The following is a 13,345-nucleotide window of genomic DNA, read 5'->3' as shown; positions in this document are numbered from 1 at the left end:
TGAATATTAGAATTAATAATTCGAATTTTGTTTGTATAAACCTTGACTAAAGTTAATCTGAGCCAATGGTATCGGACAATACTCTTCTTTTTCGGCATCAAAATGCGCATCACTATAATAGCTGCGTTTTGATTTTTCTCCTTCATAAAAAGTATTCATCACTTCCTCGGTCACTCCCCAACGCACCAAATCAAAGAAACGACTACCTTCCATAGCAAATTCCAATCTTCTTTCAAATCGCAATGCTTTTCGGGCAAAATCCTGAGTCCAGGTACAATTTACACCATCAACATAAGGGTTTATTTTAAAATTGGTAACATAAGTCAATCGGCCTGTACTTTGTGCTGCTCTGTTTCTCACCTCATTAATTAATGGCAAAGCTTCTGCTTGTCTTCCCAATTCGATTAAAGCCTCAGCTCTGAATAATAGAACATCGGCATATCTTATTTGGATTCTGTTTTTTGAATTTCCATAAAAAGGATCAATATTTACCACACAGCTACAACTTGGAGCCACATTTTCTTTTAGCGAAGCATAATAACCATAAGTTCCCGGATTACGTACCCAAGCTTCTACGTACAAATATTCCGGATCGTATTTATAAGGCAATCCCGGCATAGCGACAGTATGATACAATCTGGGATCCACTGTAAATTCATCGATGTTTTTATAATCAAAATCATCATTATTATAAGTGTCAAATTCTGGTAAACCATTCGCATCGGTCTTAAAAGCATTCACCAAATTCTGACTTGGTTTGTGGAAATCACAGCAACCCAATCCCTGCGGAGTAGAAAGCACATCTGAAAAGTTTAATCTTCCATATAATGTACCATCATTGTCTGAAAATTGAATTGCAAAAAGAGATTCCGGACCGTTTTCATAAGATCCAGGTAAAAAGTTGTTGGCAAAATCGCCTTCCAAACTGGCTTTTCCGATTACTTTTTCGCTAGCGTCTACTACCTGTTGCAAATGTGCTGCATTAGTTCCTGTAACATTGTATTTTTCATCTTGTGTATAGGCTTGATATAATCTGGTTTTAGCCAAATAAGCATAAGCTGCTTTTTTGGTTGCTCTTCCTACCTGAGACTGTGTATCTGGTAAAACTTCGGCAGCGGCTTCAAAATCTTCAGCAATCTTTTCCCAAAGTGCTTCATTGGAAAGCGCATTATTAGCAATTAATTTATAATCTTCCACCGGAATATCTTCGGTAATGTAAGGTACATTTCGATACATTATTTTCAGCATAAAATAAAAATGACCACGAAGAAAACGCATTTCGGCAATTCTTCTTTCTTTTAAAGGATATTCATTTTCATCGATTATTTCTAATGCTTTCAATGCTTTATTCACTCTTGAAACACCCACATAGCTGATGTACCAAAAAGAATCTAATTCGCCAAAATCCGGACGGATATTATTAGAAACTTCGAAAAAGTGAAAATTCTGTATGTCATTGGTTCCGCTACCTCCTTTGTATGCATCATCCGAACGGACATTCCCAAATGGCCACAAGCTGTAAGGAGAATCATAATGATCATTTCCTAATTGGGCGTAAGCCGCATTCATAAAACCTTCAATAGACTGCGGAGTTACCACATCGTCTTCAGATAAAACTCCTCTTGGATTATTATCTAAAAAATCGGTACAGGACGAGCTGATTATTAAGACTAAAAAACTCGCTATATATACTATTTTTTTCATTTTGCTAAATTTTTATTGGATTATAAAGTCAGGTTTAGTCCCATAGTAAAAGTGGTTGGTTGCGGATAACCAAAACCAGCATTTTCCGGATCAACACCTGTAAATGATTTTGCATCGAGAATAAATAAATTTTGACCACTTACATAAAATCTAAAACTGTTCAATTTCATTTTTTGCAATAATTCTTTCGAAAAACTATAGCCCAATTGCAACACACGCAGCTTTAAATAACTTCCGTTTTCAACATAATAGGTAGAAAATCTCGATTCGGCATTTTTATCAATGGTAGTCAATGCCGGAATAGTAGAATTTGGATTATCTAAAGACCAGGCATTTAACAATCGTGTTCCTTTGTTAGACCCCACATCATCTACACTCCAAAAATCGGTTTGGTATTTAGTTCTATTGATAACATCAACATTTCCGGTTCCTTCCCAAAAAGTAGTCAAATCAAAGTTTTTGTAACCTAAACCAACATTGAATCCGTATTGGAATCCGGGATTAGGGTTCCCAATCCAGGTTCTGTCTTTATCAGTAATCGAACCATCTCCGTTTAAATCTACATAACGAATACGCCCTAAACCTTTTCCTTCCTGAAGTGGTGAATTATCAACTTCATCCTGTGATTTAAATAAACCATCAGTTACATAACCATACATAGAGTTAATAGGTCTTCCTAAAATATTGTCGTCCAAACCATTTCCACCGTAATTGTTTTTAACCTCATCCGGTAGTTTTGTAATTTTATTTCTATTGGCTGAAAAGTTTGCTGAAATATCATATTTCAATCCAAAAGAAGTTTCATCATGGTAGGCTAAGGCAAATTCCCAACCTTTGTTTTCCATAGCGGCACCATTTACCCAGCGGCTTCCTCCTTCACCAATTACTCCTAAATAAGGTGGCAATACCAAAATATCTTTGGTTTGTTTGTTGTAATAATCAATAGAACCACTAAGCTTTTGATTAAAAAATCCAAAATCCAAACCAATATTTGTTTGCGTAGTAGTTTCCCATTTTAGATCATCATTACCGGTTTGGGTAGCAATAAATCCGGAAGGTAATAATCCGTTTCCATTTCCTGCAATATCGTAAGCCGTTCCAAAAGAAGTTGCCCAGGTAGGACTTCCGCCGGCATAGCTAGCCAAATACAGACTATAAACAGCAGTGTTACTGATTTCCTGATTACCAGTTTGTCCCCAACCCGCACGTAATTTTAAATCAGAAATAAAATCGGCTTTGTCTTTCATAAATGCTTCATTACTGATTCTCCATCCTGCCGAAACTGCTGGGAATGTTCCAAACTGATTGTTTTTTCCAAAACGGGAAGAACCATCTCGTCTAATGGTACCTGATAACAAAAAGCGATTGTCGAATTCGTAATCAACTTTTCCAAAATAAGAAAGCAAAGAATAACTTGTTGAAGAGCCACTAGTAAAGGATTCTCCTGTTCCGGCATCCGGGTACATATAATCCGGAGTTTCAATCAAAAAGTCATTTTTTCTTAAAGTATTGGTATCAAAAACATCTTTGTACATCTCGGTTCCTGTCAATAAATTCAATTTATGTTTTCCAAATTCCACATTGTACAAAGCGGTATTGGTCCATGTCCATTTATCACTAACCGATTGATCAATCGTAACCGAATTTTGGTCATTCTGCAAATAACCCGAAACATAACTACGTTGTAAATTTCTTTTTTTGTAAAAACCATAATCTACCCCAAAACTGGTTTTGATATGTAGATTTTTTACAATTTCTAAATCCGCATAAGCATTCCCGAATAATCGTAAATAATCGTATTTATTGTCTTTGTTGTATTCTAATAAACGAACCGGGTTTTGTCTGTCGTTCATTCCTCCTACAGGACCTCCCCAACCTTTTCCATCAACTGTACGAACAGGAATTAAAGGCAAAGCACGCAAAGCCGGATCCAAAACTCCCGGATCTGAAACTTCATTTGTACGATTCAACGTAAAGTTTTCACCAATAACCAGTTTTCCGTCAAAATATTTATAAGAGCTGTTCATTCTGGCAGAAATTCTTTCAAATTCAGTGGTTTTTACCACACCTTGGTTGTTGTAATACCCCAAAGAAAACAGATAACTTCCCTTGTCTGAAGCATTTGAAGCAGCCAAATCATACGATTGTGCTATACCTGTTTGAGAAATTTCATCGTACCAGTTGGTATTTGCTGATTTTAAAGTTTGATTGACATCTAAATATTCAGGAACCAGAATTTTATTTAATTGCGGCTTGTTGTTCGCCACTTCCCAGTCAAACTGATAACTTAAATTGTTGCTGTTTGGATTCAAACCGTCATTGATATTGGCTTGCCAAAGTGCTTGTCCGTACTGTTCCACATTCAACACACTCAATCTTCTGCTGTAAGATGATAATGCGGTATAATGGCTGAAATCAATTTTCATATTGCCGGCTTTTCCTTTTTTGGTGGTAATAATAATCACCCCGTTTGAAGCACGCGAACCATAAATACTGGCTGAAGAAGCATCTTTTAAAACCTGAATCGACTCAATATCATTAGGATTTAATTCATGCATTCCTGATTTTGTAGGCATTCCGTCAATTACTAATAAAGGAGAAGTATTATTAAGTGTTCCTACACCTCTAATCACAATATTAGTATTTGCCCCACTCGGAGAACCATCAGAGGTCACTTTCACACCAGCCAATCTTCCTTGTAATCCTTTTAATGGATTTGGTTCCGGTTGTTTAGACAATTCTTTCATATCCACAACGCTTACCGCTCCCGTAATATCGGTTTTTCTTTGTTTTGAATAACCCGTAACCACAATTTCAGTTAATTGATTACTCTCGCCTATTAAGGCAATTTTAAAGTTTTTTTGTCCCTTTATTTGAATCGTTTGCGAATTATATCCTACATAAGAAATAATTAAACTTCCGTTAGAAGCAACATTGGAAAAAGCAAAGTTTCCATCAATATCAGTGCTTACACTTTTATTGGTACCCGAAATCAATACCGTTGCTCCCGGCAAAGGCAATCCGTCTTCGGATGAGATTACAGTACCTTTAATTCCTGTTTCCTGTGCCTGAAGAAAGGACATCGAAAAGAGGAAACATAAAAAATAAATTAATTTACATTTCATTGGTTAGTTTGTTTTTAGTTAATATTTATTTGGTTAATTTCAAGATTTTGAACATTGATTTTTCCTTCTGATAGTAAATCCAACCGTGTAAAAGGACTACTGTTGAAAAATATATCTGTCATGACCTTTTCTCCATTATTAAAGAAAATCTCCAGAGATGTTTTATCTAAAATAATTTTAAAAACAGCCTCTTTTTGTTTTTTGTCCAAAATTGCTTTGGTTAGCGGTTGATAAAATTTATCCGAAAAATTATTTTTTCCTGATTTTGAACGGTCGATAAACAAATAATGTTCCGCATTATTGATCCCAAAAGTCAACAATTCTCCTTCCTTATTAGATAAAGCAAAAGTATAAGTTGCTAATTCTAAATCTTTTAAACTCAATTCAACAACTGCTTTCGTTAAATCAATTTCATTATTTTCTGCAAGTGTCACCTTTTCATTAGCAGTTATTCCTTTCTCCTTAACTGATTTTGAAGTGTAATTTTCTAATTGATGAACTGGTTCACTTACCAAACTATAATGATCCTCATTTTTTATTAATTTCAATTCACGGGCAATCGTTGTAGTCCCTCTCCACTGATTTGTAGGAACTTGTGATGCATAATCCCAGTTGGACATCCATCCGATGATGACTCTTTTATTATCCGGTACATTATCAAAAGATACACTGGCATAATTGTCTCTTCCTAAATCCAGCCAGGCCACTTTTTCTTTTTGCAATTGTTGGGTAAAAAGGGCATCCATTTTAAAATTTTTACCATCAAAATCACCCACAAAATATTGTGCTGCCGAACCTCCATTAGGACCACCCGGATTGATGTTCACAATAAGAACCCATTTTTCTTCCTCAGTTCCCTCTATTTTTATTGGAAAAAGATCCGGACATTCCCAAACACCACCATGACCACCAACATCTTTTCCAAATTCGGAAAGAAAAACCCAATCTTTAAGGTTTTTGGAAGCATAAAAATGCTGTCTGTCCTGAGCAGCCAATCCCATCACCCATTGTTCTCTTTTGGCATCCCAAAATACTTTAGGATCTCTGAAATCTTTTATTCCGGGATTTTTTAAAACCGGATTATTACTATATTTTGTCCATGTTTTACCATTATCCAAAGAATAAGCTATTGCCTGAGACTGTGCATCGATTTCTCCCGCTTTTTCTTTTTGCATATTATGATAAGTAAAAATGGCCACCACCGGAACATTCGTCCCATCACCAAATCCCGATGTATTATCCTTATCCACAACAGCACTTCCGGAAAAAATTGCCCCTTTCTCATCATAAGCAATTGCAGGCGTTAGTTCTTCCCATTTTATTAAATCTTTGCTTATAGCATGCCCCCAGTGCATCTTACTAAAATCCGGGATACTTTGAAATGGTGTATGCTGGAAAAACAAATGATAAGTACCGTTAAGATAGAACAATCCGTTAGGATCATTCATCCATCCTTTTTTGGGTGTAAAATGAAAATTAGGACGATATATTTGTTCTTCGGTTGTGACAGTAACATTAGTAGTTTGTGCTGTGACCGAAGCTGTTTTGCAACTTGCTATTATCATTAAAATCCCACTACAAAACGCGAGCTGAAGCTGTTTTTTTGAAATCATCTTTGTTGGTATTTTTATTAATCAAATTTTCGCTCAATGTTTCTAAAGAAATTCCTTTGGTTTCCGGCATTAAAAACATCACAAATAATAATTGCAGCACCATCATCAAGGTAAAAATTAAAAACACTACCGACGGTCCAATTTCAGAAAACAATACAGGGATTAAGGATGGAATTATCGCCGCCAAAACCCAGTGGACCGAACTTCCAAAAGCCTGTCCGGAAGCACGAATATGATTTGGAAAAATCTCGGAAATAAAAACCCAGATTACAGCTCCCTGACCTATAGCATGAGAAGCAATAAACAGGAAAAGAAAAACAGGTACAGACAAACCTCCCCAATCAAAATAAAAAGCTGCCGAAACTAATCCTAAAGAGATAATATAGCCTACAGAACCAATATACATCAATACCTTTCTGCCTAATTTATCAATTAAACTTACTCCAACTAAAGTAAAAACAAGGTTCGTAATTCCGATTCCGATACTACTTAACAATGCGGTATTTTGACCTAAACCAGCTTCTTCAAAAATTCTCGGAGCGTAATATAAAAAAGCATTGATTCCGGAAAACTGATTGAAAAAAGCAATCAAAAAAGCCAGAATAAGTGGAAAACGGTATTTTTTCATGAAAATATTTTCATGCTTTGCCGCACCATTCTCACCCGATTCATCTCTAAAATCTTCGATACTTGCTAATGGATCAATTGTAAAAAGTACTTTACGGGCTTCATCAATACGGTTTTTGGATAATAACCATCTTGGACTTTCCGGAATTGTAATAATAAAAAGGATATAGATAAAAGAAGGAATTGCCTGAACACCAACCATCCATCGCCAGGCGTTTTCGCCAATATCTTTTAAAAAGTAATTAGAAATAAAGGCTACCAAAATCCCTAATACGATATTAAACTGATAGAGAGCAACCAAACGGCCTCGTTTATCAGCCGGAGCAATTTCTGAAACATAGGCCGGAGCAGCAATGGTTGACGCACCAACACCTAAACCTCCTATAAATCGGAAAAAGGCAAAAATATAAGGATCATTCGCAAGTGCAGCTCCAATAGCTGAAACAAAATACAGAATACCAATCCAGAATAATGTTTTTTTACGACCTATCTTATTGGTTGGAATTCCTCCAAAAATAGCTCCGATAACTGTTCCCCAAAGCGCCATTGCCATAACAACAGACCCGTGAAAAGCATCAGAAGAATGCCATAAGAGCTGTAATTGTTTATCAGCTCCTGAAATAACTACGGTATCAAAACCGAATAAAAATCCTGCCAGTGCAGCAGTAACAGACCAAATTAATATCTTATTCATTGTACATGTATTAAAAACGTTTTGCTAAGTTATTCGTAAAAAAAGCAACTTATTTTTAATGATGTTACAATTTATTTCTTCTATTACTACTAGATTATCATTTTAAGCATAACCCCTTTGTTTTCAATGGTTTTCAGATATTCTGTTTTTGTTACGAAAACCATATAGTTATGATTTTGTAACTTTAGATATGAAAATGTTACCTAAAAAGAAGCTGATTATGTTACATCTTATAGTGATGTTTTATATTCTTTAGGAGAAACTCCAAATTTATTCTTAAAAGCGGTCGAAAAATAATTTGGAGAAGAGAATCCAAGCGAATACGCAATCTCCGAAATATTCATTTCATTGAGCTTTAAAAGTTCGGCTGCTTTCTCTAATTTGATGTTATTAATGTGATCACTAATATTAATTCCCATAATCGCTTTTACTTTTCTGTACAACTGAACTCTTGATACACTCATTTTATCGGCTAAATCTTCAACTGAAAATTTTGGATTCTCTACATTACCCTGAATGATTTCATTCATTTTAGTAATAAAAGTTTGTTCCGGATTACCAAAACGGGATTCCGGCTCCACACGATAAATGTTATTTGTATAATAATAGCGTAATTTTTCCCTGTTAAAAAGTAAACTTGAAAGGGATTGTTTCAAAATCGAAAGGCTAAAAGGCTTCGTAAGGTACTGATCTACTCCGCTTTGCAATCCTTTCAGCACAGCTTCTTTACTGCTTTGAGCCGTTAAAATAATAATTGGAATATGCGAAGAACGCAAATCTTTTTTCAGCGCTTTACTAATTTCATAACCGTCCTTGTCAACCAAATTAATATCACAGATAATAATATCGGGTATGATTTCGATAGCTTTTTCAATTGCATCACTTCCGTCTGAAGTATAGACGGTATATTCTTTGGATAATTTAGCCTGTAAAAAAGCAACCAAATCACTGTTATCTTCTATAATTAAAATAGAATGTTTTTCAGAATCGGCAGCAAGATTAAAGTTTTCAACCTCGGATTCAAGTTCCAAATGATCGGTAATTATATTTTGTGCAATATTTTTATTTTCAATATTTTCAACAATTTCATCATTAGCCAAATGATTATTTCCTTTCAATAACGTAATTACAAATTCACTACCCTGTTTTGATTTTAAATCAATGGCACCATGATGTAAGAAAACAAATTCTTTAGATAGATGAAGTCCTATTCCGGAACTGTTTTTACTGTTATTAGAAGCTTTAAAAAATGGCTGAAAAACATTAGACAACTCATTATCAGGTATTCCAATTCCGGAATCTTTAAAACTAATTTTAACCGTATTGTCTTGATTTTCTACTATAGAAATATTTATTTTACCATTATCAGGAGTAAATTTAAAGGCATTAGAAAGCAGATTAAAATACACTTTATCCATCAAATTCCGGTCAATAAACAATTCCAGATTTTGATTTTTACAGCTCAATTGAAAATCAATATTCCTGCGTGCCGCTTCGGCTTTAAAGTTTATCATTACTTCATTGGTAAAATCATAAATATTGGTTTTTGATGCTTGTAAAGTAAATTTTTGTTCTTCAACCTTTCTAAAATCCAACAGTTGATTAATTAATCGTAATAATCGGTTTGAATTTTTATAAATCAATTTCATCTCTTCGATGAGTTTTGAATCTCTAATTTTTTCTTCTTCCATCAAAGATTCTGTGGAACTCATAATTAAGGTTAAAGGTGTTTTAAACTCATGCGAAAGCCCCGTGAAAAAGTTAAGCCGAACCTCATTACTGCGTTTTATTTCATCGGCAAATTTTTCAATTTCATTACGCTGGCTTATAATTTTTGCGTTAGTTAGTTCAAGTTCTTTCTTTTTTCTGCTAATTATTATTCGGGAATAAATACTATGAATGGCAAACAAAAAGATAACAAGACTTAAAACAATTAAAGCTTTCAACAGATTACTTTGACTACTATACTTTTGTAATTGTTCTTTAATAAAATGTTGCTGATTTTCAATATCAGATTGTTGTAAGGATATTTTATCAAATTGACTACTCATAATTTCGGCATTAAGAGTGTCTATCAATGTGGTATTAAGCTTGTTTATCTTTGGAACGATTTCTTTGTTTTTTATCTTCAAAGCTAGTTTAATAGCTTCAGCACCACCTGTTGGATACAAAATCGTACCGGTTAGCACCCCTTCCTTAACAAATTCTACTCCTCCATTAGTACCATTTAATCCGTCAACACCGATGAACTTAATTTTATTATTTGGTCGCTTCTCCTTAGCTATTTTCCAGGCATTATAAGCTATCAGATCGTTAAACCCAAATACATAATCTATAGACGGTAAACTATCTAATAACCTGACAAAGTTACTTTTAGGCGAATTAAAATCATCAGCATCAATACTTATCTTTTGTATTCCGGGATATTTATCTAAAATTTGTTGCAGCCCCTTGCTTCTTTCAATCCCGGGATAGGTTACAATTTCGCCTCTTATTTCTACAACAGTACCTTTTCCTTTAGATAAAGAAACAATTTGTTTTCCGGCAAGTTTACCAACTTCAACATTGTCAGCCCCCAAAAAAGCGGTATAATTTAACGTATTTACCTTTCTGTCAACAATTATAACAGGGATTCCTTTTCGATTTGCTTTTTCAATAACAGGAACAATGGAATCGGATTCATAAGGTGCAATAATTATTACATCCATATTTTGCTGAATCATTTTTTCAACATCCTGAATCTGTTTTTTTACTTTTCGATCGGCATTATAAATAATCAATTTAGCGTTTGGATGAAGTGATGTTTCAACTTCCATTGCATGATCCATCGATTTTCTCCACAAATCATTATCAATACTTTGTGAAAAACCTATAGTTATAGTTTCTTTATTCTCATTTGATGAATTGCATGAATTGAACAAATACCCAAAAAATAACAGGCTTGCAATAATATATATTCTTGACATAAGTTTCAATAAATTAAAAAGTACAGTAAAAATGACTTTGTTTCAAAAAAAAAAATTTCGACGGAATTTAAATTACTTAATAAATATAAAATTTAATAATGTATGTTTAAGTAATTGAATCTTGAGAGGTTGCTATTAAAAAAATAACTGCTTAGTAGCACAATTGCTAATAGCAAATGTAAAAAAATCGAATTATTATTATCAATTGACAGCCTTTTATTTTTTTATGACACCCAAAGCTAAAATTTAAGAAATAACCTGTTTTTTTTTATCAACAGAGACGTTAGAAAAAGAAAATAAAAAACAAATTATACACTAACCCGTTAGTTAGAATTATTAAAAACGTCAGTTCGAGTGTTTTTTGTATAATCCCGACACTTCGGGACGGAACAAAAAATGTCCCGATAGCTATCGGGACGAGAACCGTTTTTAATGAAATTTTTCTTGTTCCCGATACGATTTTCTTCCCGAGGCTTCGGGAGAAAATCACTCGAACTGACGAAAAATTATCATCAAAAACTAATTTCACCCAACGGGTTATATACTATAAACAAGCTGCTAATTTTTAAAAAACTATTTAACACATCTGAACCCAATATGGTTTGCAGACGATTTTATTTCACCGTGTCCTCGCGAACCTACTAAATATCTGGTACAATATTCGTCTGTACACAGGAATGATCCTCCTCTGTGAACTTTTGTTAATGCATTTGGCTCAGCAAAATAATTACTTGATTCAGGACCTTGCGGATTTCTTGTTACTTTTCCACTTTCTGACAAAATCTGATAATAATCCTCGCTATACCAATCATTTATCCATTCCCAAACATTACCAGCCATATCATACAAGCCATAACCATTAGGTTTGTATTGAGCTACAGGTGCCAGACCTACAAAACCGTCTTTTGCGGTATCGCTTTGGTCAACTGGAAAATCTCCCTGATAAATATTAGCCTGAAACTTTCCTTCCGGCTTAAAAACATTTCCCCAAGTATAAGATGCGCCTGTCTTTCCTCCTCTGGCGGCAAATTCCCATTCGGCTTCAGTAGGCAAACGTTTTCCGGCCCATTTTGCATAGGCTGCAGCATCTTCAAATGCAATATGCACAACCGGATAATTATCCTTGCCAATTATATTACTATCCGGACCTGTAGGATGTCGCCAATCAGCTCCTCCTATATATTGCCACCATTCTAAATAATTATTCAAATCTACCTTACTTTTTGTTGGTGTAAAAACTGCCGAACCGGCAATTAATTCAGCTAAAGGAACTCCTGGAAATTCTTCTGCCAGAGGCTTTTTCTCTGCAACAGTTGTATAGCCTGTCGCTTTGACAAATTCGGCAAATTCTTCATTAGTCACTTCGGTTTTATCCATCCAAAATCCATCCACATAAACCCTGTGAATCGGACGGGCATCATTGGTCACTCCTTTGATACTGCACAAACTCTCGTCATCAAAATCACTTCCCATTGAAAATTCGCCTCCGGGAATCCAAACCATTCCTTCCGGAGCATCCTTAGGCTTGTTGTTTTTATTCTCGACAGTTAATTCAAACTTTGATTCTGAAATTTTCTTTCCGCTATTTTGAATTCCAAAACTCAACAATACATACAAAAACCCTATTAAAGGAATAATCATAAAAAAAATTACTCTAATTATTTTTTTCTCTCTAATACCCATATTGAATTTTTAATTTGATTCAAAATATTCTCTAATTCTTTTATAAGCTATTAAGGTTTTGCCTTAACTTCAACTGTACGCTAAATTAATCTTTTTATACCACCCTTTTTATCTTAATTATTTGGTGCTAAAGTTTAATTTCAAAGAACCAAAATACTAATCCGGTCTGACTAATATTTCTTAACAAATCAACAACAACCGATATTCCCCTTCGTTTTCCCTTGGGGCACGGTGAATACAAGGTAAAACCTGCTGATCAGGATGATCGACTGCCAGTCGCCACAGATGTCCTAATCCTAAGTTAACAGGCTCTGAATTCGATTTTTCCTGATAATGCAAATCAAAATAATTCTCTTTCAGGAAGTCCTCAAATTCTTCTGCAGATCCATTATACAACTCCTGAAGTTTTTTTCTGATTTCAGGAATTAAAATTTTCTGTTCTGCCTGCTCATTGGAAATTATATCACTTGCTGCTCCATAATAGGTACACAAAAAAGTATCTGTCGCAACAGGAGAACGATCCACATGATAAGAATAAACATCCGTCGAAATGAAATCAAATTCCTCGTCCCGCTCATAACATTTCAATAAATTAAGCGAAGGCGAAGCACCAAAATCAGTTAATAATTGCAAATCATTCAGAATAGTTCCCCTTGCTAAATTTCCTTTTTCTGATAATTGAAGAGCTTGCAAATCCTCGGTTAAAACTTCGGTTATATCTTCATTTAATTGCAATTGAGAAACAATTTCCTTAAAATCACCTTCTAGATTTCTATACCAGCACAAAGCGTTCATTGTTCCTTTAAATTCGGTATTAACAAGTTCCGAAAAAGTGGAAACTCTTCTAATTTGGTCGCTAACTAAAGTCATACTACTGCTTTTTTGAAATTAAAAAAGTTAAATTTTAATTGGCCACAAAGTTACAGAATAGTA

At 34.5% G+C, this 13,345-nt stretch carries 7 protein-coding genes; all 7 read right to left on the bottom strand.

The window, feature by feature from the left end; translation table 11 throughout:
• Window positions 1–12: 12 nt before the first annotated feature.
• Window positions 13–1,704: a RagB/SusD family nutrient uptake outer membrane protein gene (locus H599_RS0111570; protein ID WP_026714289.1), complete on the bottom strand. Its 1,692-nt coding sequence runs from the start codon at window positions 1,702–1,704 to the stop codon at window positions 13–15.
• Between the two features lie 20 nt (window positions 1,705–1,724).
• Entirely contained in the window at window positions 1,725–4,829 is a 3,105-nt protein-coding gene (locus H599_RS0111565; protein ID WP_026714288.1) for a SusC/RagA family TonB-linked outer membrane protein, read from the bottom strand.
• Between the two features lie 14 nt (window positions 4,830–4,843).
• The gene (locus H599_RS0111560; RefSeq protein WP_035141508.1) at window positions 4,844–6,442 is read right to left on the bottom strand and encodes a glycoside hydrolase family 32 protein; all 1,599 of its coding nucleotides are present in this window, start codon (window positions 6,440–6,442) and stop codon (window positions 4,844–4,846) included.
• On the bottom strand, window positions 6,405–7,763 hold the full coding sequence (locus tag H599_RS0111555) for a sugar porter family MFS transporter (RefSeq protein WP_026714286.1): 1,359 nt from the start codon (window positions 7,761–7,763) through the stop codon (window positions 6,405–6,407). Before H599_RS0111555 ends, H599_RS0111560 begins: the two co-directional genes overlap by 38 nt.
• Before the next feature lie 230 nt (window positions 7,764–7,993).
• The gene (locus H599_RS0111550) at window positions 7,994–10,729 is read right to left on the bottom strand and encodes a substrate-binding domain-containing protein (protein ID WP_026714285.1); all 2,736 of its coding nucleotides are present in this window, start codon (window positions 10,727–10,729) and stop codon (window positions 7,994–7,996) included.
• A 573-nt stretch (window positions 10,730–11,302) separates the two neighbouring features.
• Window positions 11,303–12,370: a formylglycine-generating enzyme family protein gene (locus H599_RS0111545; RefSeq protein WP_245600515.1), complete on the bottom strand. Its 1,068-nt coding sequence runs from the start codon at window positions 12,368–12,370 to the stop codon at window positions 11,303–11,305.
• Between the two features lie 222 nt (window positions 12,371–12,592).
• On the bottom strand, window positions 12,593–13,282 hold the full coding sequence (locus H599_RS0111540; protein WP_026714283.1) for a hypothetical protein: 690 nt from the start codon (window positions 13,280–13,282) through the stop codon (window positions 12,593–12,595).
• Between the last annotated feature and the right edge of the window lie 63 nt (window positions 13,283–13,345).

This window comes from Flavobacterium daejeonense DSM 17708 (assembly GCF_000425425.1).
GTDB lineage: Bacteria > Bacteroidota > Bacteroidia > Flavobacteriales > Flavobacteriaceae > Flavobacterium > Flavobacterium daejeonense.
Note: the sequence above shows the minus strand (reverse complement) of the source record. Positions and strands in the feature narration are given on the sequence as shown.